This window comes from Actinoplanes sp. NPDC051405 (genome assembly GCF_055586185.1).
Genome location: NZ_JBVJIR010000024.1, coordinates 110,672 through 135,858 on the forward strand (window position 1 = coordinate 110,672; position 25,187 = coordinate 135,858).

20 protein-coding genes and 1 pseudogene are annotated in these 25,187 nt (G+C 72.3%); 11 read left to right on the forward strand and 10 right to left on the reverse strand.

Features of this window, described 5'->3' with window-relative positions:
* Entirely contained in the window at positions 1 to 660 is a 660-nt protein-coding gene (gene nucS / locus ACZ6S4_RS39120; RefSeq protein ID WP_465479734.1) for an endonuclease NucS, read from the forward strand.
* On the opposite strand, the gene ACZ6S4_RS39125 is transcribed toward nucS, so the two are convergent.
* From ACZ6S4_RS39125 to ACZ6S4_RS39135, 3 genes are read right to left on the reverse strand one after another with little or no spacing between them, the layout of a single operon-like run.
* The gene (locus ACZ6S4_RS39125; RefSeq protein ID WP_465479735.1) at positions 657 to 2,156 is read right to left on the reverse strand and encodes a DUF6297 family protein; all 1,500 of its coding nucleotides are present in this window, start codon (positions 2,154 to 2,156) and stop codon (positions 657 to 659) included. The genes nucS and ACZ6S4_RS39125 overlap by 4 nt on opposite strands.
* Positions 2,153 to 2,800: an ABC transporter ATP-binding protein gene (locus ACZ6S4_RS39130; protein ID WP_465479736.1), complete on the reverse strand. Its 648-nt coding sequence runs from the start codon at positions 2,798 to 2,800 to the stop codon at positions 2,153 to 2,155. The genes ACZ6S4_RS39125 and ACZ6S4_RS39130 overlap by 4 nt, the downstream gene beginning before the upstream one ends.
* A gap of 23 nt (positions 2,801 to 2,823) precedes the next feature.
* Positions 2,824 to 4,317, reverse strand: a complete 1,494-nt coding sequence (locus ACZ6S4_RS39135; protein ID WP_465479737.1) for an aldehyde dehydrogenase family protein — start codon at positions 4,315 to 4,317, stop codon at positions 2,824 to 2,826.
* A gap of 57 nt (positions 4,318 to 4,374) precedes the next feature.
* On the opposite strand from ACZ6S4_RS39135, the gene ACZ6S4_RS39140 reads away from it, so the two are divergent.
* Together ACZ6S4_RS39140 and ACZ6S4_RS39145 are read left to right on the forward strand one after the other, a co-directional pair.
* Entirely contained in the window at positions 4,375 to 4,704 is a 330-nt protein-coding gene (locus ACZ6S4_RS39140; RefSeq protein ID WP_465479738.1) for a hypothetical protein, read from the forward strand.
* The gene (locus tag ACZ6S4_RS39145; RefSeq protein WP_465479739.1) at positions 4,697 to 5,515 is read left to right on the forward strand and encodes an alpha/beta hydrolase; all 819 of its coding nucleotides are present in this window, start codon (positions 4,697 to 4,699) and stop codon (positions 5,513 to 5,515) included. Before ACZ6S4_RS39140 ends, ACZ6S4_RS39145 begins: the two co-directional genes overlap by 8 nt.
* 3 nt (positions 5,516 to 5,518) lie before the next feature.
* On the opposite strand, the gene ACZ6S4_RS39150 is transcribed toward ACZ6S4_RS39145, so the two are convergent.
* From ACZ6S4_RS39150 to mce, 4 genes are all read right to left on the reverse strand, one after another.
* A complete protein-coding gene (locus ACZ6S4_RS39150) occupies positions 5,519 to 6,712 on the reverse strand; it encodes an AI-2E family transporter (protein WP_465479740.1) in 1,194 nt (397 codons plus the stop codon).
* Positions 6,713 to 6,808: 96 nt separating this feature from the next.
* The gene (locus ACZ6S4_RS39155; protein WP_465479741.1) at positions 6,809 to 8,557 is read right to left on the reverse strand and encodes a Laminin subunit beta-1; all 1,749 of its coding nucleotides are present in this window, start codon (positions 8,555 to 8,557) and stop codon (positions 6,809 to 6,811) included.
* Between the two features lie 229 nt (positions 8,558 to 8,786).
* Entirely contained in the window at positions 8,787 to 10,085 is a 1,299-nt protein-coding gene (locus ACZ6S4_RS39160) for a DivIVA domain-containing protein (protein ID WP_465479742.1), read from the reverse strand.
* Between the two features lie 280 nt (positions 10,086 to 10,365).
* Positions 10,366 to 10,800 (reverse strand): methylmalonyl-CoA epimerase, encoded by a 435-nt coding sequence (mce, locus tag ACZ6S4_RS39165; protein ID WP_465479743.1) that lies wholly within the window; start codon positions 10,798 to 10,800, stop codon positions 10,366 to 10,368.
* Positions 10,801 to 10,876: 76 nt separating this feature from the next.
* Between mce and ACZ6S4_RS39170 the strand changes: the two genes are divergently transcribed.
* Both ACZ6S4_RS39170 and meaB read left to right on the forward strand, forming a co-directional pair.
* On the forward strand, positions 10,877 to 12,061 hold the full coding sequence (locus tag ACZ6S4_RS39170) for an acetyl-CoA C-acetyltransferase (protein ID WP_451914475.1): 1,185 nt from the start codon (positions 10,877 to 10,879) through the stop codon (positions 12,059 to 12,061).
* 37 nt (positions 12,062 to 12,098) lie between these two features.
* A complete protein-coding gene (meaB, locus tag ACZ6S4_RS39175; protein ID WP_465479744.1) occupies positions 12,099 to 13,064 on the forward strand; it encodes a methylmalonyl Co-A mutase-associated GTPase MeaB in 966 nt (321 codons plus the stop codon).
* On the opposite strand, the gene ACZ6S4_RS39180 is transcribed toward meaB, so the two are convergent.
* On the reverse strand, positions 13,061 to 13,657 hold the full coding sequence (locus tag ACZ6S4_RS39180; RefSeq protein ID WP_465479745.1) for a PadR family transcriptional regulator: 597 nt from the start codon (positions 13,655 to 13,657) through the stop codon (positions 13,061 to 13,063). The genes meaB and ACZ6S4_RS39180 overlap by 4 nt on opposite strands.
* A 61-nt stretch (positions 13,658 to 13,718) precedes the next feature.
* Here ACZ6S4_RS39180 and ACZ6S4_RS39185 point away from each other — a divergent pair, with 61 nt between their 5' ends.
* The 3 genes from ACZ6S4_RS39185 to ACZ6S4_RS39195 all read left to right on the forward strand — a co-directional run bounded on the left by ACZ6S4_RS39185 (position 13,719) and on the right by ACZ6S4_RS39195 (position 17,713).
* Complete coding sequence (locus ACZ6S4_RS39185; protein ID WP_465479746.1) at positions 13,719 to 14,900, forward strand: FAD-dependent oxidoreductase; 1,182 nt, start codon at positions 13,719 to 13,721, stop codon at positions 14,898 to 14,900.
* Between the two features lie 85 nt (positions 14,901 to 14,985).
* Positions 14,986 to 16,503 (forward strand): diguanylate cyclase domain-containing protein, encoded by a 1,518-nt coding sequence (locus tag ACZ6S4_RS39190; RefSeq protein WP_465479747.1) that lies wholly within the window; start codon positions 14,986 to 14,988, stop codon positions 16,501 to 16,503.
* Between the two features lie 94 nt (positions 16,504 to 16,597).
* On the forward strand, positions 16,598 to 17,713 hold the full coding sequence (locus ACZ6S4_RS39195) for a sugar ABC transporter substrate-binding protein (RefSeq protein WP_465479748.1): 1,116 nt from the start codon (positions 16,598 to 16,600) through the stop codon (positions 17,711 to 17,713).
* A 4-nt stretch (positions 17,714 to 17,717) separates the two neighbouring features.
* On the opposite strand, the gene ACZ6S4_RS39200 is transcribed toward ACZ6S4_RS39195, so the two are convergent.
* Positions 17,718 to 18,332: a Pr6Pr family membrane protein gene (locus ACZ6S4_RS39200; protein ID WP_465479749.1), complete on the reverse strand. Its 615-nt coding sequence runs from the start codon at positions 18,330 to 18,332 to the stop codon at positions 17,718 to 17,720.
* A gap of 73 nt (positions 18,333 to 18,405) precedes the next feature.
* Positions 18,406 to 19,944, reverse strand: coding sequence for a M4 family metallopeptidase (locus tag ACZ6S4_RS39205; RefSeq protein ID WP_465479750.1), 1,539 nt, complete (start codon positions 19,942 to 19,944; stop codon positions 18,406 to 18,408).
* A 159-nt stretch (positions 19,945 to 20,103) separates the two neighbouring features.
* On the opposite strand from ACZ6S4_RS39205, the gene ACZ6S4_RS39210 reads away from it, so the two are divergent.
* From ACZ6S4_RS39210 to ACZ6S4_RS39220, 3 genes and pseudogenes are all read left to right on the forward strand, one after another.
* Entirely contained in the window at positions 20,104 to 21,777 is a 1,674-nt protein-coding gene (locus ACZ6S4_RS39210; protein ID WP_465479751.1) for an acyl-CoA mutase large subunit family protein, read from the forward strand.
* Between the two features lie 83 nt (positions 21,778 to 21,860).
* A complete protein-coding gene (locus ACZ6S4_RS39215) occupies positions 21,861 to 22,775 on the forward strand; it encodes a tetratricopeptide repeat protein (protein WP_465479752.1) in 915 nt (304 codons plus the stop codon).
* A gap of 20 nt (positions 22,776 to 22,795) precedes the next feature.
* Positions 22,796 to 23,696: pseudogene (locus ACZ6S4_RS39220) on the forward strand (arginase family protein); the annotation flags it as partial.
* Positions 23,697 to 25,187 lie beyond the last annotated feature (1,491 nt).

Consider the following 25,187-nt stretch of genomic DNA (forward strand, 5'->3'; position numbering starts at 1 on the left):
GTGCGCCTGGTCATTGCGAAATGCTCCGTGGACTATGTCGGCCGTCTCTCCGCCCATTTGCCGCCGGCGACCCGGCTCCTGATGGTCAAGGCCGACGGCTCGGTGTCCATCCACGCCGACGACCGGGCCTACAAGCCGCTGAACTGGATGAGCCCGCCCTGCAAGCTGCAGGAGGCCCCGGGCGTGTGGAAGGTCGTCAACAAGGCCGGCGAGGAGCTGCGGATCACCCTCGAGGAGATCTTCCAGGACACCTCGTACGAGCTGGGCGTCGATCCCGGCCTGGTCAAGGACGGCGTCGAGGCGCACCTGCAGGAGCTGCTCGCGGCCCATCCGGCGACCTTCGGTGAGGGCTGGACCCTGGTCCGCCGCGAGTACATGACGGCGATCGGCCCGGTCGACCTGCTCTGCCGCGACGCCGCCGGAGGCGCGGTGGCCGTGGAGATCAAGCGCCGCGGCGACATCGACGGGGTGGAGCAGCTCACCCGCTATCTCGAGCTGATGAACCGCGACCCGCTGCTCGCGCCGGTCCAGGGCGTCTTCGCCGCGCAGGAGATCAAGCCGCAGGCCCGGGTGCTCGCCACCGACCGCGGCATCCGCTGCGTGGTGGTCGACTACGACAAGCTGCGCGGCATGGAGCGCAACGAGCTGACTCTGTTCTAGCGGCCGCTGAGCTCGACCCGGTCGGTCTCGGTCGTCGCGTTCAGGTAGGCCCGCATGCCGATCACCGCGACCGCGGCCTGCACGACCACGCCGGTCCAGCTCAGCGGGCCGCCCTGGGCGATCTGCACGACGGTGGGCAGGCCCAGCAGCAGCACGTCCAGCCCGGCGACGGCGTTGAGCACGGGCCCGGTCGACACCGAGCCCATCGGGGTGTCCAGCGGCATCAGTCCGTTGTCGACGAAGCCCACCCGGGCCTTGCGCATCGTCGCGGCCGCGCCGACCGGGCCCAGCGTCAGGCCCAGCGCCCACCACGGACCGGCCGGCAGGTCGCCGAGCGCCCACAGCAGACTCAGTGCGGCGGCGTACCAGAGCCCGGAGAGCACCCCGGGCACCCAGAGCCGCTGGCCGATCGCCCGGCGCGAGCTGAGGCCGAGCAGGCGCAGCATGACCGGGTTGCCGGCGTCCGTGCGGATCGTCCCGGCCGTCACGCCACCGGCGATCAGGCCGCCGACCAGCACGGCGACGCCGAGGATCCAGGCGGGCAGGTGGGTCAGCAGGGCCGGCAGGGTGATCGCCCCGGCCACCCACAGCACCCGGCGGGGACGGCGGCGCAGCAGCAGGAGGTCCTGGGCGACGAGGATGGGCACCCGCGGCCAGAGCTGCCGGGACTTGAGCTTGCGATGGGCCCAGTAGCGCCGCTCGACCATCTCGGTCACGAAGGACGGTTCCATGCCGTACGCCGAGTCGAAGAGGGTGCCGGCCGTCTTGGACGCCTCCAGGATCCGTTCGTTCGGGGTCGTGGCGAGCCGCCGTACCGCCAGCACGAGGAGCACGGCCACGACCAGCGCGAGCGCACCGCCCAGCGCGGTGACGACCGGCGCCGCGGGCCACCCCGGGCCCGCGCGCGGCGCCCCGGCGGCCGAGTCGACGACCAGCCCGGCCAGGCCCGCCGCCACCACCAGGTACGCCGCGCGGTCGGCCCACGACGACCACCAGCGGTCAGCCTGCGCGGCCAGCGCGATCAGCAGCAGCACCCCGCCGAGCAGCAGCCCGACCAGGGGCAGCAGCGCATCGGCCCCCGGCACCGGACGGGCCGCCACGTGGCCGAGCACGGCCAGCCCGGCGACGGCCCCCGCGGCGGCGGCGCCGATCAGCGCCACCCACAGTGCCGGCAGCAGCAGGCGACGCCGGCTGACCGGGGCCGTGAGCAGCCAGGACGCGGCCGGGCGGCTCAGCGCGAGCGGGCCCAGGCGGCGCAGGGCGAGGTAGAGCCCACCGCCGACGACCAGCATCAGCGAGTAGCCGGCCAGCTCGGAGGCGTTCTGCTCGGCCGGCCAGACCACGGCGGCGATCTGCTTGTGCACGATGCCGCCGACGATGAGCACGAACAGCAGGGCGAAGTAGTAGTTGCCGAGGGTCTCGCCGCGTTCCCGGTGGGCGGACTGCGTGCGGCGCACCCAGCGGCGCAGGCTCCGGACGCTGACCGGGGCGGTCACTGTGCGTCGACGGAGTGCAGGTCCGCCATGCTCACCGTGCTGGTGCCGGCCGCGGCCGCGAACGCGTCGTCGTGGCTGGCCATCAGCACCGTGCCGCCGTCGGCGAGATAGTCGTGCAGCAGGCCCGCCACCAGCGCCCGGCCCTCGGGGTCGAGGCGCTGCTCCGGCTCGTCCAGGATCAGCAGCCGGCTCGGCCGCAGCAACGCCAGCGCCAGCGTGAGGCGCTGCTTCTGCCCCGACGACAGCGACGGCGGGATGGCGTCGGCGTGCGAGGCGATGCCGAAGCGGTCCAGCGCCTCGTCCATCCCGGCCGCCGCCGGGTCCAGGCCGTGTGCCCGGCAGACCAGCTCGGCGTGCTCCCGGGCGGTCAGGCCCGGATACCAGGTCGGCGGCTCCACGGTGGTGACCACGGCCCGCCAGAACTCCGGTGTGGACCCGGGCGGGGCACCGAAGATCTCGATCTCGCCCGCGTCGGCGCGTTGCAGGCTCGCCACGCAGCGCAGCAGCGTCGACTTGCCGATGCCGTTCTCACCGATCACGCAGACGCCGGCGCCGACCGGCACGGTGAGCTGGACGTCCACCAGGACGGGCGTGGAGCCGTAGCTCACCGACAGGTCGCGGACCTCGATCGCGGAATGATCCACCGGGGTGACGCTAGCAAATGGGGTTAAGGGCGGCGGCCGTACAGGAGCTTGACGGCCTTGACGATTCGGGCGACCTGGGCCGGGGTGCGCTCGAAGGTCATCGCGGGCAGCAGTGACGGTCCCCGGCGTACGGTGATCGACTTGGCCCGGCCGAACTCGCGCAGGCCGTCCTCGCCGTGGATGCGCCCGAAGCCGGAGTCGCCGACCCCGCCGAACGGCAGCGTGGCCATCCCGACGAAGCTCAGCGTCGAGTTCACCGCGACCATGCCGGTGTGCAGCCGCCGGGCGATCCGGATCCCGTGCGCCTTGCCGAAGACTGCCCCGCCCAGCCCGTACGGCAGCGCGTTGGCCCGGCTGATCGCCTCCTCGGTGTCGGCCACCTTGGTGATCGTCACGGTGGGACCGAAGGTCTCCTCGCGGATGGCTGCCGAGTCCTCCGGCACGTCGACCAGCACGGTCGGGGCGACGTTCGGCGGCTGCACCGCACCGGCGCCACCGAGCAGCGCCCGGCCGCCACCGGCCAGCGCGTCGTCGATGTGCCGGCGGATGACGTCCACCTGGCCCGGCATGGTGATCGGCCCGATCTCCTCGCCGAGGCGCAGCTTGCCGGCCTTCTCGACGACGGCCGCGACGAAGGCGTCGTAGACCGGCGCGACCGCGTAGACCCGCTCGATGCCGATGCAGGTCTGCCCGGCGTTGGTCATCGAACCCCAGACGGCGGCCTCGGCCGCGGCGTTCACGTCCGCGTCGGCGTCGACGATCAGCGCGTCCTTGCCGCCGGCCTCCAGCACCACCGGGGTGAGCGTCTCGGCGCAGGCGGCCATGACCTTCTTGGCGGTGGCGGTGGAACCGGTGAAAGCGATCTTGCCGACCCCGGACCGGCACAGCGCGGCGCCGACGTCACCGAGGCCGTGCACGACCTGGAACACCGGCTCCTCGGGCACGATCTCGGCGAACGTGTCGGCCAGCCACTGGCCCACCGTCGGGGTGTACTCGCTGGGCTTGAGCACGACGGCGTTCCCGGCGGCCAGCGCGCCGCTGATCGGGCCCAGCGGCGTGAGGATCGGATAGTTCCACGGCCCGATGACGCCGACCACGCCGTACGGCTGGTACTCCAGGTGGCCGGAGTGCTCGGCGACCAGCAGCCGGGTCCGCATCCGGCGGGGGCCCAGCACGCGCTTGGCGTTGCGGGCGGCCCAGTCGATGTGCTCGATCGCCGCGGTGGCCTCGACGATGGCGTCGGCGAGCGGCTTGCCCGTCTCCGCGTGGGTGAGCGCGGCCAGCTCCTCGATGCGCTCGGCGAGCAGGGCCCGCCAGCGCAGCAGCCGGGTCCGGCGGCCGTCGAAGTTGAGGCCGGCCCACCAGGAGCCGGCGGTGCGGGCCCGCTCCACGGCGGCCTCGACCGCCTTGTCGTCCGAGATCGGGACGCGGCCCGCCTCGGCGCCGGTCGCAGGGCTGGTCGAGACGAGGAAACCGTCCTCGACCACGGGCATGCCGGGAGTACGGGTAGCCGTCATGAACGTGAGTCTAAGTCGCATTCAGCGTGCCGCACCTCACACGTACGCTTGATTATCGTGAGTCCTCGCCGTAACCGCCCCCGACGCGACACCGCGCCCACCCCGCTGGGCGACGAGCGCACCCGCAAGGGCATCGAGGGCGTCCAGCAGTACCAGGACGGCGAGTGGATGGTCCGGTCGATCTTCGGCGGCGCCGCCACCAAGACGTACCGGTGCCCGGGCTGCCTGCAGGAGATCCGCCCGGGCGTCGCGCACATCGTGGCCTGGCCGGCGGACGAACGCGGCGACGAGAGCGACCGGCGGCACTGGCACACCGGCTGCTGGCGTGCCCGGGACCGGCGCGGCCCGGGTGTGGAGCGCTCGCGCAACGCACCCCGCTATGGGTAAGGATGAAGGCGTGACAAACCAGATCCGTGCCAACTCCGTGCTGCCCGCCCGGCGCGAGGACATCACGCTGCACACCGCCGACGGCCTCACCCTGGTCGGTGAGCTGGCCCGGCCGGAGTCCGGCGAGCCCGTGGCCACGCTGATCTGCCTGCACCCGCTGCCCACCCACGGCGGGATGATGGACAGCCACGTCTTCCGCAAGGCGGCCTGGCGGCTGCCCGCGCTGGCCGGGGTGGCGGTGCTGCGCTTCAACACCCGGGGCACGTCCAGCGTGCGCGGCACCAGCGAGGGCGAGTTCTCCTCGGGCGTCGACGAGCGCTTCGACGTCGCCGCCGCGATCGAGTACGCGGAGTTCCACGACCTGCCGAACATCTGGCTGATCGGCTGGTCCTTCGGCACGGACCTGACCCTGATGCACGGGCTGGACCCGGCCGTCACGGGCGCGATCCTGCTCTCCCCACCGCTGCGCTTCTCCCAGCCGGAGCACCTCGCCGCCTGGGCCGCCGGTGGCAAGCCCCTGACCGCGCTCGTGCCGGAGTTCGACGACTACCTGCGGCCGGCCGAGGCGCAGTCCCGCTTCGCGGCGATCCCGCAGGCCGAGGTCGTCGGGGTGCCCGGCGCCAAGCACCTGTGGGTCGGCGACGCCGAGAAGGTGCTGGACGAGATCGTGCGGCGGGTCGCCCCGGACGTGCCGGTGCCGCTGCCGCGGACCTGGGACGGGCCCATCGAGTCGGGCGACATGAACGCGTACGCCGACCGTACGGTGGCCGCCTTCGCCGACGTGCCCGTCCCCAAGCCGCTGGCCGACTGAGCCTTACTTCTCCTCCATGCTGGGATTGACCACCTCACGGACGATCAGCTGGATCGCCGCCACCATCGGGATGGCGATCAGCGCGCCGATCACCCCGAAGAGCCCCACGCCCAGCAGCGCGGCCGTCACCGCGGCAACGTCGCTGACCTTCACCGAACGGCGCATCACGTTCGGATAGATCAGGTAGTTCTCCACCTGCTGATAGATCACGAAGAAGACGATGCAGGCGATGCCGGTCGGCAACGAGGCGGCCAGCCCGACCAGGCTGACCACGACCGCGCCGAGCGTCGCCCCGATCTGCGGGATCAGGTCGCAGACGGCCACCACGACCGCCAGCGCGAACGGGTAGGCCAGCCCCACGATCATCGCGAACACCCAGGTGCTCAGCCCGGCCAGCACGGCGATGGCGATCGCCCCGACCATGTACGCGCCGACCTTGCCGAGGATCTCGTCGGTGAGCAGCCGCACCCGCTGCCGCCGGGAGCGCGGGACGAGGGCGTACCCGCCTTCCTTGATCCGGTCGAACGCCGCGAGGAAGTAGATGACCAGCACCAGCACGGTCAGCACGTTGAAAATCGTGCCGAAGACCAGCCGCGCGCCGCCGACCACGCCGCCCAGCGCGTTGGTGACCGTGCCCGCGTCCAGGGCGCTCTGCACCCGGGACAGGATGTCGTAGCGCTGGACCAGGTCGCGGACGGTCTCGTTGCGTTGCAGGCTCTCGATGAAGCCCGGCACGTTCTCGATGAGCTGCCCGGTCTGGGTCACCAGCGGCGGCACCAGCGCGAAGACGCCGCCGCAGAGCAGCAGCACGACCGCCAGCGCGATCACTGTCACGGCCAGGCCGCGGGGGAGACCCCACCCGCGCAGCCGGGTGACGGCCGGGTTCAGGCCAATGGCCAGGAACAGCGCGATGAAGATGAGCACCAGGATCGACGCCGCGTTGCGCAGGCCGAGGAAGATCCCGTACGCCGTGAGCAGGCCCAGCCCGCCCAGCAGCCCGACCAGGAACGGGTTGCGCCGGTTGAGCGGGGGACCGGGCGGACCGAACTGCCCGTCACGGTCCGGGTCGTCGACGGGCGGCTGGGCGGCAGGCGGCCGGGTGGCGGGCGGCTCTGGCTCGGCGGCCGGCGGTGCTGCCGGTGGGGCGGCGTCGCCCTCGACCGGGCGGGGCTCGTCGGCCGTCACCGGGACCTCCACACAGGAACGTGGGAGGCCCGGGCAGCGGTGGACCACCGGTGCGGCGACCGGACTTCCCGGCGCGCAGAGTATCGCTCCGGGTAAAGACGCCGCCGGTCAGTCGGCGTCGACGCCGACCCGGCTGCCGGCCGGGCGGGTGGTGACCTTGGCCGAGGCGCTCACCTTGGCCGGTGCCGGCGAACCCGGTGCCGGCGAGCCCGGCGCCGCGGCCTTGTCGGTCGGAACGGCGGCCTTCTCGGTCGGCGCTGCCTTCTCGGCCGATGCGGGCTTCTCCGGGGCGGCGTGCTGGCCGGCCGACTTCACCGGGGACGCGGGTTGCGGCGTCACCGAGGCCTGCCCCGTCGCCGTCACCGGCTGAGTGGCCGCCGGCTGGGCGGTCACCGGCTGGGCAGTCGCGGGCTGGGCGGTGGTGGACCGGGCAGTCGCGGCCTGGGCGGTCGCGGGCCGGGCGGTTCCGGCCGGGCTCTGGGCGGCCGGGCTGTGGGCGGCCGGGCTGTGGGCGGCCGGGCTCTGTGCGGCCGGGCTGTGGGCGGCCGGGCTGTGGGCGGCCGGGCTGTGGGCGGGCGCTGACCGCTCCGGCTCGTCGTCCTCGTCGTCGTCCGGGCTGGGCGAGGCCGCGGCGGCGAGCACGGCGGCCGAGGCCAGCTCGGCGACGCGCTTGGCCTCCCGCTGCACCTGGCGGCGGACCTCGGTGGCGCGGCGCTCGGCGGCCTCGCCGGCCCGCTTGGCCTCCTCGACGTGCACGAGCTCGCGCTCCAGCTCGGCCTTGACCTCGGTCAGACGCTGCTGCACACGCTGCGTCTCCTGCTCGGCCTGCCGGGCTCGCTCGGCGGCGTCGGCCGCCTTCTTCTCCGCCTCGGCGACCTTGGCCTGCGCGGTCGCCAGGTCGCGGCCGGCCGCGGCGATCTTGTTCTGCTGGCCGGCGATCTCCTGGCGGATCGCGGTGGCCTGCTCGTCGGAGCGGCGCAGGATCTCCTCGGCGTATTTGTCGGCCTCGCTGCGCAGGTCGGCGCACTGCTTCTCGACCGCGGCGCGCATCTGGGTGAGCTCCTGGGTCAGCTCCTGGCGGCGCTGCGCGATCTCGCGGTCGACGGCGGCCTTCAGCTCGGTGCGCTCCCGGTCGGCGTCCGCGCGCTGCTTCGTCACGTCCTGCTGGGTCTTGTCGCGCAGGGCCTTGATCTCCTGGTCGGCCTGGACCCGGGTGGACTTGACGTAGCCCTCGACCTCGGCCCGCTGGCGCTGCACCTCCTGCGCGGCCCGCTCGGTGAGCTGCTGGGCCTCGGCGCGGGCCCGGGCGAGGGTGGACTCGGCCTCGGCGCGCAGCTGCTCGGCGGCCTGACGGCTGCTCGCGACGGCCTTCTCGGCGGCGGCGCGGCGGGCGGCGTCGACCTTCTCCTCCTCGGCCCGGCGGGCGGCCAGGGCGATCTCGAAGTCGCGGATGCCGTCGTGGGCGTGCGCCTCGGCCTCGGCGCGGATCCGCTCGGCCTCGGCGAGCCGGGCGGCGATGTCGTCGGTGGCGGAGCTCTTGATGTCGGCCGCGACCTCCTCGGCCTTGGCCAGGATCTCCTCGACCTTCGGCCCGAGGTGCCGGAAGGAGACCTCGGCCAGGCCCGGCTGGCGCCGCGACTGGGCGGCCTCCTGCTGCAGGCGGTCGATCTGCCCGGCCATCGCCTGGATCTGCGAGTAGGCCTGCTCGCGCTCACTGACCAGGGCGGCGATCTCGTTCTCGGCCCGCGCCACGTAGCGCTCGACCTGCTTCTTCTCGTAACCCCGCAGGGCGGTCTCGAAGCTGGGCTCGGAGGCAGCGTCTCCACCGAGACCGAAGATTTCCCCGCCGTGCGACATGCTTTCCATCCTCACATACCCATCGTCCCGTGACGTGTCGATACACACCGGCCTGGCGGGACTATGCGTCTGGTTGCGATTTGTCAGGGCTCAGGCTACTGGCGGAAACAAACAGGCCGTACCGGAGGACTCCGGCACGGCCCGTAGATGCTTCGCACAGCCCACCCGGTCGTCTCAACCGTGGCGTACCCCGAAGGGTGGCGCAACCGGGGACCGAGTGGTGAACGACTCAGCTCGTCTTGGCAACCGCCTCGGGCTTGCCGGCGTCGCTGGTCTCCGCCGGCCGCTGGGCCGGGGTGTCCGCCTTGGCCTCGGCCTGCTTGACGGCCTCGGCCGCCTTGGCCGCCGCACCGACGGTCGGCACCAGGCCGGACAGTCCGGAGAGCATCTGACCGAGCTGGTTGGTGACGGCGTCCTTCTGCCGGGTGAGGTCCTCGACCTCGCGCTTGGCGGCCTGCGTGGTGAGCTCGGCCTCGGTGCGTGCCTCGCTGAGCAGCCGCTGCGACTCGGAACGGGCCTCGGTGACGGTCTTTTCCGCGAGGGCGCGAGCCTTCTCGACCGTCTCGATGGCGGTGCGCTCCGACTCGACCCGGCGGCTCTCGGCGCGCTGCTCGATCTCCTTGGCGCGGTCCTCGGCGGCGCGGGCCCGGCCCTCGGCCTCGGCCACCATCTTCTGGGTGGCGCTGACCTGGGCGGCGTGCCGCTGCGACTCCTCGCGCTCGCTCTTCTCCCGGCGCTCGGCGGTCTCCAGCGCGAGAGCCTGCAGGTCCTTGTCGCGCTTGTCGCGGGCGTCGGTCAGCATCTTGGTGGCCTCGGCGCGCTTCTCCTCGGCCTCCCGGGCCGCCTTGGCGCGCAGCTGGGTGATCTCGCGCTCGGCGGTGGCCCGCAGCGAGGCGACCTCGCGCTCGACGGTCGACTTGAGCTCGGCGACCTCGTGTGCGGTGACCGTGCGCAGCTGCTTGGTCTCGCGGTCGGCGTCGGAACGCAGCGTGTCGGCCTCGCGCCGGGCCTGCACCCGGTTCTCCGCGGCCTCGCGCTCGGCCTGCGTGCGGACCTGCCCCGCCTCACGCTCGGCCGTCGCCTTCATCGCGGCGGCCTCGGCCCGGGCCTTGTCGGTGATCTCGCGGGCCTCGAGGCGCGCGGCGGAGAGGATGCCCTCGGACTCCCGCTTGGCCTCGCTGCGGTGGTCGTTGGCCTGTTCCTCGGCCAGCCGCAGGATCTGCTCGACCCGGGTGCCCAGCCCGGAGAGGGTCGGCCGGTTGTTCTCCTCGAGGAGCTTGTTGCTGTCGGCCAGCTTCTGCTCGAGGGCGTTGAGGCGCTGCTCCGCCTGCCGCAGCCGGCGCTGCGCGTCGTTCATCCGCTGCTCGGCCTCGCCACGAGCCTGCTCGGACTGGTTCAGGGCGGCGATGAGCCGGCCGAGGTGGGCGTCCACCTGTCCGCGGTCGTATCCACGCAGGACAACGGTGAAGTCGGTCTGCGAATTTGCGGTCTCGAAGAACGCGAGATTGGCATCCTGCTGCTGGGGCATTGGGACATACTGGCAGACCCCCCAGGGGGCCACGCAAGACCGTACGGGCCGGGTATTCCGCCCTGTGATCACCTTCGGCCCGCCTGCCGAAGGCCGAGGTCGGCCGTTCGGGTGGCGTCGAGCCGCGCTTGCCCGCACAGCGTTGCCGCGCCGCTACCTGCTGTGCCGTCCCGAAGCAGAAGATCGTCTCACAGCGCCACCGGCCACCGCGGGATGATGGCCCCGATCCTGCCAGTCCGTAGCCCTGCCGTCAGGATGTTTCACCCGCAAGGCGTACGAATCAGGCAGGCTGCACCAACTCCACCAGAACGCCCCCGGCGTCCTTGGGGTGCACGAAGTTGATCCGCGAGCCGGCCGTCCCCGGTCGCGGCTCGTCATAGAGCAGCCGCAGGCCGCGGGCGCGCAGGGCGGCACTCGCCGCCTCGACGTCGGCCACCGTGTAGGCGAGCTGTTGCAGGCCGGGACCGCTGCGATCGAGAAACTTCGCGATCGCGGAGTCCGGGCGCAGCGGCGCGAGGAGCTGGATCCGGGCGCCCGTGCCGTCGTCACCGGCGGCCAGCATCGCCTCGCGGACCCCCTGCTGCTCGTTCGTCTCCTGGTGCACGCACCGCATCCCGAACGCGCGATCATAGAAGTCGATGGCCTCGTCCAGGTCGGCGACGGCGATCCCGACGTGATCCACTCGCAGCAGGCCGACGGGCGGCAGAGAATCCATGCTGGAGAGTGTACTAGGCTGTACTTAACCATCGTTCAGGCCGCCATCCCTTCGGCCGACAGAAAGCGAAGCTCCCGTGACCAGCTCGGTGATCGTCAGCGGCGCCCGTACCCCCATGGGCCGCCTCCTCGGCAACCTCAAGAACGTGCCCGCCACCGCCCTCGGCGGGTACGCCATCGCCGCCGCCCTCGAGCGCGCCGGCGTGGCCCCGGAGCAGGTGCAGTACGTGATCATGGGTCAGGTCCTGCAGGCCGGCACCGGGCAGATCACCGCCCGGCAGGCCGCCGTGGCCGCGGGCATCCCGATGACCACGCCGGCGCTGACGGTCAACAAGGTGTGTCTCTCCGGCCTCGACGCCATCGCCCTGGCCGACCAGCTCATCCGGGCCGGCGAGTTCGACATCGTGGTGGCCGGCGGCATGGAGTCGATGACCAACGCGCCGCACCTGCTGATGGGCCAGCGCCAGGGCAAGAAGTACGGCGACATCCTGGTCCGCGACCACACCGCCTTCGACGGCCTGATGGATCCGTGGGACGGCATCTCGATGGGCGAGTCCACCGAGCGCAGCGGTGCCGAGCTGGGCATCAGCCGGGCCGAGCAGGACGCCTTCGCCGCGCTGAGCCACCAGCGCGCGGCCGCCGCCCAGCGCGAGGGACGCTTCGCCGAGGAGATCGTGCCGGTCAAGGCCGGCCTGCGCGGGGTCGACAAGCTCATCGACACCGACGAGGGGGTCCGCCCGGACGCCACCGCCGAGTCGCTCGGTGGCCTGCGTCCCGCATTCGCCAAGGACGGCACGATCACGGCCGGCAGCGCCTCGCCGATCTCCGACGGCGCCGCCGCGGTCGTGGTGATGAGCCGGGCCAAGGCCGAGGAGCTGGGACTCACCTGGCTGGCCGAGATCGGCGCGCACGGCAACGTGGCCGGCCCGGACAGCTCGCTGCAGGCCCAGCCCGCGAACGCGATCCGGCACGCGCTCGGCAAGGCCGGCCTGACCGTCGCCGACCTCGACCTGATCGAGATGAACGAGGCGTTCGCCCAGGTGGTGCTGCACTCGATGCGCGAGCTCAAGGTCAACGAGGACATCGTCAACGTCAACGGCGGCGCGATCGCCCTGGGCCACCCGATCGGCATGTCCGGCGCCCGGCTGGTGCTGACCCTCGCGATGGAGCTCAAGCGGCGCGGCGGCGGGCTGGGCGCGGCCGCACTCTGTGGTGGCGGTGGCCAGGGCGACGCTCTGCTCCTCACGGTGCCCGCCGCCTGATCGTGGAAGAGGCCTGATCGTGGGAGAGGATGGCGGGGTGACCATCTCCGCGCGGCCGGGCCGCGACGTGCCGACGCTCGTGGCCCGGGCCCGGGAGGGCGATCCCCGCTCGGTGGCCCGCCTGATCAGCCTCGTGGAGAACGGCGACCCGAAGCTGCCCGAGGTGGCCGCCGCGCTGGCCCCGTACGCGGGCCGGGCCCAGGTCGTCGGTCTGACCGGCTCGCCCGGCGTGGGCAAGTCGACCACCACCAACGAGCTGGTCCGCGCCCTGCGCGCCGCCGGGCACCGGGTCGGCGTGCTCGCGGTGGATCCGTCCAGCCCGTTCACCGGTGGCGCCATCCTCGGCGACCGGATCCGGATGCAGGACCACACCGGCGACCCGGGGGTCTACATCCGCTCGATGTCGAGCCGCGGGCAGCTCGGCGGCCTGGCCGCGGCCACCCCGCAGGCGGTGCGCGTGCTCGAGGGCGCGGGCTGCGACGTCGTGCTGGTGGAGACCGTCGGCGTCGGGCAGGCCGAGGTGGAGATCGCCTCGCTCGCCGACACCACTCTGGTGCTGCTGGCACCCGGGATGGGCGACGCGATCCAGGCGGTCAAGGCCGGCATCCTGGAGATCGCCGACGTCTTCGTGGTCAACAAGGCGGACCGGCCGGGCGCGGACGCCACCTACCGCGACATCCAGGGCATGCTCTCGCTGGGCGAGCGCGCCGCCGGGGACTGGCGGCCGCAGGTGGTGCGGGCGGTGGCCGTCAAGGGCGAGGGCATGGACGACGTGGTCGCGGCGATCGAGAAGCACCGCGCCTGGCTGGAGTCCGACGGCCGGCTGCAGGCCCGGCGCGAGGCGCGGGCCGCCGCGGAGGTCGAGGCGATCGCGCTCGGCACGCTCCGGGCCCGGCTGGGCTCGCTGCGCGAGGGTACGGCGCTGAGCGACCTCGCCGCCCGGGTGGCCGCGGGCCGGCTGGACCCGTACGCCGCCGCGGACGACCTCATCAAGGATCTCTAGCCGAAGCGGGCGAGCGTCTCGGCGATCAGGCTCTCGTTCCAGTCGAGCCGCCCGCTGCCCAGGTCGTCGATCAGTGCGCGCAGCCACTCCAGCTCGGCGCGCAGCATGGTGGCGCGGTATTCGTCCTCGATCAGGAAAAGCCGGGGCAGGCCGGGCGGCGCCTGCTGTTCGAGCCGGGCCAGTTTCTCCGCCTGCACGGCCACCCGGCTCTCCAGCAGCGTGCGCACCTCGGCCGGGTGCAGGATCGGCAGGAACGCCAGCGCGACGGGGAACTCGGGGAACTCCCGGGCCGGGGCCGGCAGCATGGCGGTCAGCCACCGGCGCAGCGTCGCCGCGCCCGCCTCGGTGATCTCGTAGACCGTGCGTTCCGGGCGTCCCGCTTCGCGTGCGGTGCCGCCGGGCCGGGCCAGCCCGTCCCGGACGAGCCGGTCCAGGGCCTGGTAGACGCTGTTGCGCTGGGCCACGTTGACCAGCTGGTCCTGGCCGCGTTCCTTGATCATCTGCTGCATCCGGTACGGGTGCATGGGCGCTTCGAGCAGCAGCGCCAGCAGCACCATCGCCAGCGTGGACCGGCGCGGCTCCGCAGACGTCATGGCCTCAGCCTAGGGGTTTTCCGGGGTTGCCTCCCATAGTCATCGCATGGATAGTCATTGTATGACTAAAACAGCTCTCGTGGCGGGCGGCGGCATCGCCGGCACCGTCGCCGCCATCGCCCTGCACGACGCCGGGTTCGCCCCGGTCATCCACGAGGCCCACGACCGCGGGGCCGACGAGCGCGGCTCCTTCCTCACCGTCGCCGTGAACGGCCTGGCCGCCCTGCGCACCCTGGGTCTCGACCCGGACCGGCTCTTCGCCGCGGGCTTCGCGACGCCGGCCATGGTGCTGCGCAACTCCGCGGGCCGGCAGCTCGCCCGGCTGCCGCTCGGCGGCCCGGACCCGGACGGCACGACGACCACGACGATCCGGCGCGCTGACCTCTACCTGGCCCTGCGCGGCGAGGTAGAGCGGCGCGACATCCCGATCAGGTACGGCAAACGGCTCACCGGCCGCACCCGTACGCCGGGCGGGGTGACCGCCCAGTTCGCCGACGGCACCACGGCCGGCGGTGACCTGCTCGTCGGCGCGGACGGCCTGCACTCGCGGACTCGCGCGGCGCTGGACCCGGCGGCGCCCGCACCGCGCTACCTGGGCCTGCTCAACGCGGGTGGCCTCACGACCGGCCCGGTCCCGGCGGAGCTGCGCACCGAACCCGGGGTCATGCAGATGGCCTTCGGGCGGCGGGCGTTCTTCGGCTGGGTCACCGCCCCCGACGGCTCGGTGTGGTGGTTCGCCAATCCGCCGCGCCGGCGCCCGGTCGAGCCGCGCGAGTTCACCCCGGCCGGCTGGCGGGCCGAGCTGCTGGAGCTGTTCGCCGGGGACGAGGTGCCCGCGGCGGCATTGATCCGGGACAGCGAGGAGATCGTGGGGCCGTGGAACACCTGGGACCTGCCGCGGGTGCCGGTGTGGCGCGACGACCGCACGATCGTGATCGGCGATGCCGCGCATGCCGTCTCGCCGTCCTCGGGTCAGGGCGCGTCGATGGCGATCGAGGACGCCGTCACCTTGGGGCGCTGCCTGCGGGCCCGTACGGACATCGCCGGGGCACTGGCCGACTACGAGCAGTTGCGCCGCAAGCGGGTCGAGAAGGTCGTCGCGTACGGGCGGCGCAGTGGCAGCACCAAGACCGCCGGTCCGATCGGCGCGGCCGTGCGCGACGCCCTGACCCCGCTGATCATGCGGATGCTGCACCGTAAGGGCGACCCGCAGGCCTGGATCTTCGAGCACCGGATCGGCTGAACTCCTCAGCACCGCCCCGGTGATGCCGAATGGACGGTCCAGCCCACCCGTGACTCAGCGGTGACGACCGACGAACGAGGTGACCATGCACCGGCGGAACCCGCGCCCGTGGCTGCGCGCCGACCCGCTGGTCGTGGTTCTGCTCGTGCTCGCGGTGACCGCCGTCGTCGGCTTCGGCGTCCGGCGCACCGGGACCGGCACCCAGGTGGCGACGTTCTGGCTGCTCATGGCCGCGGTGCACGGCTGTTTCGCGGTCCTCTCGGCGCAGGTCGCCCAAGCCGGACCGGCGGTCGCCCGGCGGCTCTGGCTGTCGTTCACGCTGGCCGGCGCCGCGTTCTTCGTCGGTGACGTGGGCCAGCTGGTGGCGGTGGCCCACGCACCGCTGGCCCCGTCCTCCCTGGTCGGCACCGAGTTCCAGTTCGGCTCGGTCGCGGTCGGGATGGTGCTGCTGGTCGCCGGCCTGCTGCGGTACCCGCTCGGTGAGCTGACGAGCAGTGCCCGGGCCCGGCTGCACCTCGACGCGGCCACGGTGCTCGCCGCCGCCACGACGTTCGGTCTCTGGTTCTTCGAGGTGCCGGCCGGGCCGCGGGACGCCGGCTGGGCGCTCGGCCTGGTCGTGGGGCTGCTGGTGATGCCCGGGATCTTCCTGGTGGCGATCTTCGCGGTGCTCCGGCTGGTGCTCAGCGGGCGGACCCCGTTCACCCGGATGTGCGGGATCGCCGGAGGTGCCGCGGCGGTCCTGCAGGCCGTGCTGCAGACGGTGCCGGGCTCGGTCTACCTGACGCCGCGGTACACGCCCTGGCTGCTCGCCGGGAACGTGGTCGCGAGCACCTTGCTGGCGCTGGTGGCCCGCATCCAGCAGCTCGGGGCGGGCGGCACGCCGCAGTCCGGTGCACGGGAGGGGCGCCGGCCGTACAGCGTGCTGCCATACGCGGGGATGGCCGCCGTGTGGGCCCTGACCCTGGCCGTGCTGGTGACCCGGGGCCTGGACGCGCGTTCGTGGGTGGTCGGCATCGGGGCGTCGGTGACCACGGTGCTGGTGGTCGGCCGGCAGCTGAACGCGTTGCGGCACATCACCGAGCTGCTGCGCGAACGCGACGAGCTCGCCGCCCGCCTGACCGAGCTGGCCTACCACGACGCGCTCACCGGACTGGCCAACCGCGGGCTGTTCATGCGGCTGCTGGATGAAGGGCTGGCGGCCGGGCCGGTGACCGTCCTGCTCATCGACCTCGACGATTTCAAGCCGGTCAACGACGCGTTCGGGCATGCCACCGGCGACCAGTTGCTGATCGAGGTGGCCCGCCGCTTGCGGGCCGGGGTGCGCGGCGGCGACACGGTGGCGCGGCTGGGCGGTGACGAGTTCGCCGTCCTGATGCCCGGGCTGGCCGCCGCGCGGGGCGCCGAAGTGGTGCGAGAGCTGACCGGCGGCCTGACGGGCACCGTCCGGATCCGCTCCGCCGACGTGCCGCTGCGGGCCAGTGTCGGCCTGGCCACCGGACGGCCCGGCGAGCACGGCCCGGACAGCCTTCTGCACGCCGCCGACATGGCCATGTACGCCGTCAAGGAAGCCCGGCGGAACCTCACTGCCAGTGACCTTCGGTAGCGACGCGTATCCATTGAGTTGCGGTCGCGATCAACGGGTTACCCAGCGCCGATGCCTGGTAACCTTGCCGCCCTGTGCCCGGGAGGAAGTCGCGATGCGTACGAAAATGGTCGCTCTGGTAGCGGTGGGTCTGCTCACCCTCGGTGGCACCGCCGCCTGCACCGACGATGACGGTGACGCCGCCGGCTCCAGCGGTGGCGGGCCCCGGGGCGGCACCGGGAGCGGCAAGGTCGGCGTCATCCTGCCCGACACCACCACGTCGCAGCGCTGGGGCACCGACGACCCGAAGCTGCTGAAGGCCGCCTTCGACGCCGCCGACGTGCCGCTGGACATCCAGAACGCGCAGGGCGACAAGGCGAAGTTCGTGCAGATCGCCGAGAGCATGATCGCCAGCGGCGTCAAGGTCCTGATGACGGTCAACCTGGACTCCGGCAGCGGCAAGGCCGTGCTCGACAAGGCCAAGGCCGCGGGCGTCAAGACCATCGACTACGACCGCCTGACCCTCAACGGCGGCGCGAACTACTACGTCAGCTTCGACAACGTCGCGGTCGGCAAGCTCCAGGGCGAGGGCCTGGTCAAGTGCCTCGCCGAGAAGAACGCCAAGCTGCCGCTGGTGGCCGACCTGAACGGCTCCCCGACCGACAACAACGCGACCCTGTTCAAGGCCGGTTACGACGCGGTCCTGCAGCAGCGGTACGACGACGGCTCCTTCATGAAAGGCCCGGACCAGTCGGTCACCGACTGGAACAACAAGGAGGCCGGCGTGGTCTTCGCGGAGATGTGGCAGCAGACCGGCAAGCAGATCGACGGAGTGCTGGCCGCCAACGACGGCCTGGGCAACGCGGCGATCGAGATTCTGAAGAAGGACAAGAAGAACGGCATCGTCCCGGTGACCGGCCAGGACGCCACCATCCAGGGTCTGCAGAACATCCTCGCCGGTGACCAGTGCATGACGGTCTACAAGGAGATCAAGAAGGAAGCCGAGGCGGCCGCCGACCTCGCCATCAAGCTGTACAAGGGCGAGAAGCCCGCCGTGAGGGGGCAGGTCAAGGACCCTGAGTCGGGCGCGTACGTGGCATCGGTGCTGCTCCAGCCGACGGCCATCGACAAGACGAACATCAACAAGGTGATCAAGGACGGCTTCGTCGAGAAGAAGGCCGTCTGCGCGGGTCGCTTCGCCGCCCTCTGCAAGGAGAACGGCATCAAGTAGCGGTTCAGGCCGCCGCGCGGTGCCGGCGCAGCAGCCGGCCGCTCCAACGGTCGATCGCCACGAAGAGCAGGCCGAGGATCCAGAAGGCGGCGGCGAAGCCCGCCGAGCTGATCGAGACGCCGTCGTAGCCCAGCTCGCGCACGTCGATGAACGGGTACGGGTACTTGTCGACGACGAGCCCCCGGATCAGCGCGAAGGCCAGATAGCCCAGCGGGAAGGCCAGCCAGTACAACGCGTGGCGCCACCGGAAGCGGCCCCGCTCGTCGAAGAGCAGCCAGTCGAGCACCGCGAGCAGCGGCACCACGGTGTGCAGGAGCTGGTTGCCGATCGCCTCCGGCAGGTTGCGGTGCACCGGGTCGACGGCGAAGCCACTGGCGGGATTGGTCAGCACGAGGTGGTAGACCAGGCCGGTGATCGCGACGTAGAGGGTGACCGCGCCCTTGAGGGCTGCCGGTGTGTCGCGGCCCCGGAACGCCGCCCAGGCCGCGAAGACGCCGTACGCGACGTTGCTCTGGATCGTGAAGAAGGGCAGCAGGCCGGTCATGGTCGCCGGCCCGGCCGCGGTGAGCACCACGCCGGCGATCACCGCGACGACGGCGATCAGCCGCATGATCTTCATGGCGACACGGTAATGCCCGGCGGTGCTCGTGGCACCGCCGGGCATCCTCAGCACGGTCGATCTGTCCGGTGCGTCAGCAGGCCGCGTCGGTGCCGGTCACGTTGACCGCGGTCCAGGCCTTCTGCACGGCCTTGTACTCGGTGCCGCACCGGCCGTAGAGGTCGGTCGCCGCGGACAGGGTGTAGCCGCGGGCGGCCTTGTAGTTGGTGCTGGAGGTGAAGTAGGTGCTCAGAGCCCGGTACCAGATGGCGGCGGCCTTGGTGCGGCCGATGCCGGTCACCGCGGTGGCCGAGCCGCACAGCGGCGAGGTGCCGTACGCGGTGGCGCCGCTGCCTTCGGCCAGGTTGAAGAAGAAGTGGTTGCCGACGCCCGAGGAGTAGTGCACGTCGACGTTCTTCGTGGTGCTCGACCAGCAGCCGATGCCCTTGCCGTCCAGCGTCGGGTTGTACATGTAGCGCAGCGGCTTGCCGTTGCCGCTGATGTTGATCTTCTCGCCGACCAGGTAGTCGCCGGCGTCGGCGCTGTTGGCCGCGTAGAACTCGACCATCGTGCCGAAGATGTCGGAGGTGGCCTCGTTCAGGCCGCCGGACTCACCGGAGTAGGTCAGGTTGGCGGTGCGCTCGGTGACGCCGTGCGACATCTCGTGGCCGGCCACGTCCAGCGAGACCAGCGGGCGGGTGTTACCGCTGCCGTCGCCGTAGGTCATCGACGAGCCGTCCCAGAACGCGTTGACGTACGCGTTGCCGTAGTGCACCCGCGACGGGACGCCGGTGCCGTTGTTGAAGATGCCCTTCCGGCCGAAGGTGCTGTTGTAGTAGTCGTACGTCTTGGCCGCGCCGTAGTGCGCGTCCACCGCGGCCGACTGCCGGTTGGAGGTGGCGCCGGTGCCCCACACGTTGTCCGCGTCGGTGAACAGCGTGCACGTGCCCGAGGTCTTGTTGTTCATGTCGCAGGTGGTGCCGTTGCCGTGCGCCGAGTCCTTGAGGCTGAAGCTGGAGGTCGACACCTGGGTCGTGGTGATCGACACCGCCCCGGAGTAGACGCTGTTGCCGGTGGCCGTCTCGACGGTGTCCCACGAGCTCAACACCGCACCGGTGTTGGCGTCCGTGACGACGTGCAGCTTCGACGGCGTCTGGCCGTCCTCGCCGAAGCCCTCGACGACGGTCTCGTAGGCCAGCGTGCCGGTGCCGCTGGTGGCGTCGACGACCAGCTCCGGGGCGCCGACCGCGCTGACCGTACCGGTGAAGTGGGCCTTGGCGGTCGCGCTCGCGGTGGCGGCAGCGCGCTTCGGGCTGGTGCTCAGGCTCAGCGGCGCGGCCAGGCCGACCGACGCCTGACGGAAAGCCCCGTCCTTGGTGCCGTGCAGGACGAAGTCGCCCCCGAGCACCCGCAGGCCCTCGTACGTGCGGGTGTAGCGCACGTGGCTCGTACCGTCGGCGTCCTTCGCGGTCGCCTTGAGCGCGAAGGCGTCCCCGGCGCCGGCCTTGACGGCGGCGCGGTGCGCGGACGGCGAGAGGGGATCGGGCGCGGCGGCAGCCGACGTCGCGCCCACGCCCGCCAGCAGGCCGCCCATGAGCAGGGCGGAGCCGGCAGCAGCGAGAGATCGTTTCACGGGGACTCCTGAACGGTGGGGGACCGTGGCGGTGGCCACACCTGTAGATATATCGATTTCTGCACATGCTGTGAACATGCTGAAAACGTCATAGCTTCGGTGAGACGGTTACCGCACAGGCCTTAGCGATCGTTCAGCTTTGGGCCTACGATGTGCGCCATGGACGCAGCCGACATCGCCGCCGGCCGGGAGCGCTGGCAGCAGCGCTACGACGCCGCCCGCAAGCGGGACGCAGACTTCACCACGTTGTCCGGGATGCCCGTCGAGCCCGTGTACGGGCCCGCCGACGGAGACACCTACGCGGACTTCGAACGGATCGGCTGGCCGGGCGAGTTCCCGTACACCCGTGGCCTGTACCCGACCGGCTATCGCGGACGCACCTGGACCATCCGCCAGTTCGCGGGGTTCGGCAACGCCCGGCAGACCAACGAGCGGTACAAGATGATCCTCGCCGCCGGTGGCGGCGGGCTGAGCGTGGCGTTCGACATGCCGACGCTGATGGGCCGCGACTCCGACGAGCCCGAGTCGCTCGGCGAGGTCGGCCACTGCGGGGTGGCGATCGACTCGGCCGCCGACATGGAGGTGCTGTTCGACGGCATCGACCTGCAGCAGACCACCACGAGCATGACCATCTCGGGTCCCGCCGTGCCGATCTTCGTGATGTATCTGGCCGCCGCCGAACGGCAGGGCGCCGACATCAGCAAGCTCGACGGCACCCTGCAGACCGACATCTTCAAGGAGTACATCGCGCAGAAGGAGTGGCTCTTCGCCCCCGAGCCGCACCTGCGCCTGATCGGTGACCTGATGGAGTACTGCGCGGCCGAGATCCCGAAGTACAAGCCGCTCAGCGTCTCCGGCTACCACATCCGCGAGGCCGGCTCGACCGCCGCGCAGGAGCTGGCGTACACGCTGGCCGACGGCTTCGGCTACGTCGAGCTGGGCCTGTCCCGCGGCCTGGACGTCAACACCTTCGCCCCCGGCCTGAGCTTCTTCTTCGACGCGCACGTCGACTTCTTCGAGGAGATCGCCAAGTTCCGCGCCGCCCGCCGGATCTGGGCCCGGCACCTGCGCGACGACTACGGCGCCACCAGCGAGAAGGCGCTCTGGCTGAAGTTCCACACCCAGACGGCCGGGGTCTCGCTAACCGCGCAGCAACCGGTCAACAACGTCGTGCGTACGGCGGTCGAGGCGCTCGCCGCCATCCTCGGCGGCACCAACTCACTGCACACCAACGCCCTCGACGAGACCCTCGCGCTGCCCACCGATGAGTCCGCCGAGATCGCCCTGCGCACCCAGCAGGTGCTGATGGAGGAGACCGGGGTGACCAACGTGGCCGACCCGCTCGGCGGCTCGTGGTACCTCGAGGCGCTCACCGACCGCATCGAGGCGGAGGCTGAGGAGATCTTCGCCCGCATCCGCGAGCTGGGCCACGACGGCAGCATGACGGCCGGCATCCTGCGCGGCATCGAGGACGGCTGGTTCACCGGCAACATCGCCGAGGCCGCCTTCGTCTACCAGCAGGCCCTGGAGAAGGGCGAGAAGCGGATCGTCGGCGTCAACGTGCACACCGGCACGGTCGCCAAGGACCTGGAGATCCTCCGGGTCTCCCACGAGGTCGAGATCGAGCAGAAACGCGCGCTCGCCGAGCGCAAGGCCGGCCGCGATCCGGTACGCACCCAGCAGGCGCTGGCCCGGCTCGTGGCGGTCGCGCGCACCACGGAGAACATGATCCCCGCCATGCTCGACGCGGCCCGGGCCGAGGCCACCCTGGGCGAGATCTGCGCGGCGCTGAAGGGGGAGTGGGGCATCTACCGCGAGCCCGCCCGCTTCTGACCGGCCGCACCCCCTGTGACGTCCGATATCACCAGCCCGGCGGCGCGGCGAACAGTCCGGCGCGCGTGCGAGACTAGATAACCATGAGCGACCCACGGACCACTCCGTCGATCTTCACCCGCGGCGCGGTCGATCTCGGTGCACTGCGCCCCGCGAGCAAGCCCGCACCCGCGGGCCCCGCCGGCCCGGCCGCGAGCCCCGCCGCCACCCCGCAGCCGGGTGGTGCGCCGCCCGCGGTCATCGACGTCACCGAAGCGAACTTCCAGACGACCGTCCTCGAACTGTCCATGACCACCCCGGTGATCCTGGACTTCTGGGCCGAGTGGTGCGAGCCGTGCAAGCAGCTCTCCCCGGTCCTGGAGAAGCTCGCGGCCGAGGGCGGCGGCAGCTGGGTGCTCGGCAAGGTCGACGTGGACGCCAACCCGCGGCTGGCCCAGGCGCTGCGGGTCCAGGGCATCCCGATGGTGATCGCGGTGGTCGGTGGCCAGCTCGTCGAGGGCTTCACCGGCGTGCTGCCCGAGGCGCAGGTCCGGCAGTACATCGACGCGGTCCTCAAGGCCGGCGGCGTCGAGGTCGCCGCCCCGGAGGACCCGCGGCTCGACGCGGCCGACGACGCGCTGATGACCGGGGACCTGGACGCGGCCGAGGCGGCGTACCGCAAGATCCTGGCCGAGTCGCCGCAGGACCACGCGGCGGAGTCCGGCCTGGCGCAGGTCGAGCTCTACCGCCGGGTCACCGGCGTGGACGCGGAGAAGGCGCTGGCCAAGGCCGCGGCCGACCCCGACGACGTCGCCGCCCAGCAGCTCGCCGCCGACATCGAGGTCCTCAGCGGGCAGGCCCCCGAGGCCTACGAGCGGCTGGTCGCGGCGGTGCGGCGGTCCAGCGGCGAGGAGCGGGACAGCGTACGCAAGCATCTGCTGTCACTCTTCAACGTGGCCGGACCCGACGATCCGGCTGTGGCGAGCGCGCGGCGCGCGCTGGCCCGCGCGCTCTTCTAGGCAAAGGTACGGGGGGCTCCATGCGCCGCATCGCCGTGCTCGACGCACCGTCCAACCTCGGCCTGCGCCCGCCGACGGCGACGTCGGTGCCGGGCTGCGCCAAGGCGCCCGGAGCCCTCCGTGACCACGGCCTGCTGCGCCGCCTCAACGCCCGCGACGCCGGCTGCCTGACCCCGCCGCGGTACGACCCGGGCGACTGGCGCCCCGGTGACGGGGTGTGCCACGCGCCGGAGATCTCGGCGTACTCGCGGAAGCTGGCCGACCGGATCGGCGCCATCCTCGACCAGGGCGAGTTCCCGGTGGTCCTGGGCGGCGACTGCTCGATCGTGCTCGGCTCGGCGCTGGCCATGCACCGCCTGGGCGAGGCGGTCGGCGGCCGGATCGGCCTGGTCTTCGTGGACGGCCACTCGGACTTCCGCCACCCCGGCAACGCGTCCTACGTGGGCGCGGCGGCCGGCGAGGACCTGGCGCTGGTCACGGGCCGGGGCCAGACCGACCTGGCAGCGATGGAAGGCCGGCGGCCGTACTACCGCGACATCGACGTGGTGGTGATGGGCATCCGCGCCCAGGACGAATACCGGCTGGACCTGCAGGCGGCCGGCATCGTGACCCGCCCGGTGCCGACCCTGCGCGTGGAGGGCGCGGCCCGCAGCGCCCAATGGGCGCGCGACCAGCTGGTGGACTGCGCGGGGTACTGGGTGCACATCGACGTGGACGTGCTGGACCCGGCGGTGATGCCGGCCGTGGACGCGCCGGAGCCGGGCGGTATCGCGTTCCCGGAGCTGGAGATCCTGCTGGCCGGCTTGGTGGAGTCGCCGCACTGCCTGGGCGTGGAGATCACGGTCTTCGACCCGGACTACGACCCGGACGGCAAGTACGCGGAAGAGATCACCTCGGCGATCGTGGCCGGGCTGAAGCCGGCTCAGCTGGTGGACGCCCGCCCGGACCTGGTCGCGGCCCGTCGCGACCTCGCCGGTCCCGGTCGTCTCGGTCCCGGGCGGCTCGGTCCGGGGCGGCTGGCCCCGGGGCAGCGGGGGCCGGCAGAGCAGGACCCGGTCGAGGCCCGACGGGCCGCGGCGGCGGGTGACGACGTGCGAGCGGCGGCGGCGGGGATGTCGAACGGGGAGTCCCTGGCGACGACTCTGGCTGGGGTCTCGCAGGCTGGGGAGGTGCCGGCGTTCCCGGCTGCGGAGGGGGCTTCGGGGCAGGCTTCGGGCCAGGCTTCGGGCCAGGCTTCGGGCCAGGCTTCGGGCCGGGCTTCGGACCAGGCGGAGTTCGAGGCTTTCTCACGGCGGGCTGATCCGGACGGCGTCTCTCCCCAGGATGCGGAACCAGAGCACGTCGCCTCCTCGCGCTCGGGATTGAGCGGTGCGCCACCCTTCGCGGGTCCGGGCGACAATCAAGATGTTGCGTCGCCCTTCGCGGGGCCGGACGACGGCCGGGACGTTGTCTCGCCCTTCGCCGGGCCGGGCGACGAGGATCACGTTGCCTCGCCCTTCTCCGAGCCGAACGACACTCACGACGCCGCCTCAGCGCCGGATGATGATCACGGCGTTGCGTCGCTTGCCGCTGGCGCGGGTCGAGATGTTGCCTCGCCCTTCGCGGACGTTGACGACAGTCCCGAAGTCGCCTCGCCGTTCTCGGACCCGGGCGACGCGCATGACGTGGCCGTGGATGACGCCGGGCTGCCCGATGGCCCGGATGCAGCTTGGCGCGACGCGGAGTCGGCTGATCTGGACGACGGCGCTCAGGCTGAGGTCGGCACCGCCGCCGACGCGGACCACAGCTCAGCCGACGCCGGTGACGATCACCCGGCGGCGACCGTGGATGCCGAGGAGGGCGAGCCCGGCGAGGCAGCGGACCCCAACCGAACCGACCCCCACTCGTTGGCCGACCACGGCGATGTGGACTCCTTCGAGGAGTCGGACCTCGAGCCGGCGCCGGATTCCGGACCCGAGCCAGAGGATCTCGACCCGCCGGCTGCCGAGAAGGCCCACGACGACGCCGACGAAGCAGGCTCCGCCGAGTCCGCCGAGCCCGAGTCCGATGAGCGCGAGTCCGCCGGGCCCGAGGCCGACCAACTATCCGCTGAAGTGGAGGCCGACGAGCCGCCCGCCGAGCCCGCGCCGATGCGGCCGCTCGGCTCCGCGCCGCTGCTGGACTCCAAGCCGCTACCCGCAACCATGCCGGGCATGCTCCGCCCGCGCCCGATCGAGGACTTCACCCTCCCGGCACAGCGCCCGGCCTTCGAAGTCGGCCCCGAACAACCGGCCGACTTCGGCTGACCCGCCCCCGGCCGACCTTGGCTGACCCGCCACCGCGGCTGCCGGCCGGTCGGTCTCGGCTGACCCGCTCCCGGCCGCTGGTCGGTCTCGGCTGACCCGCCCCGGGCCGCTGGTCGGTCTCGGCTGA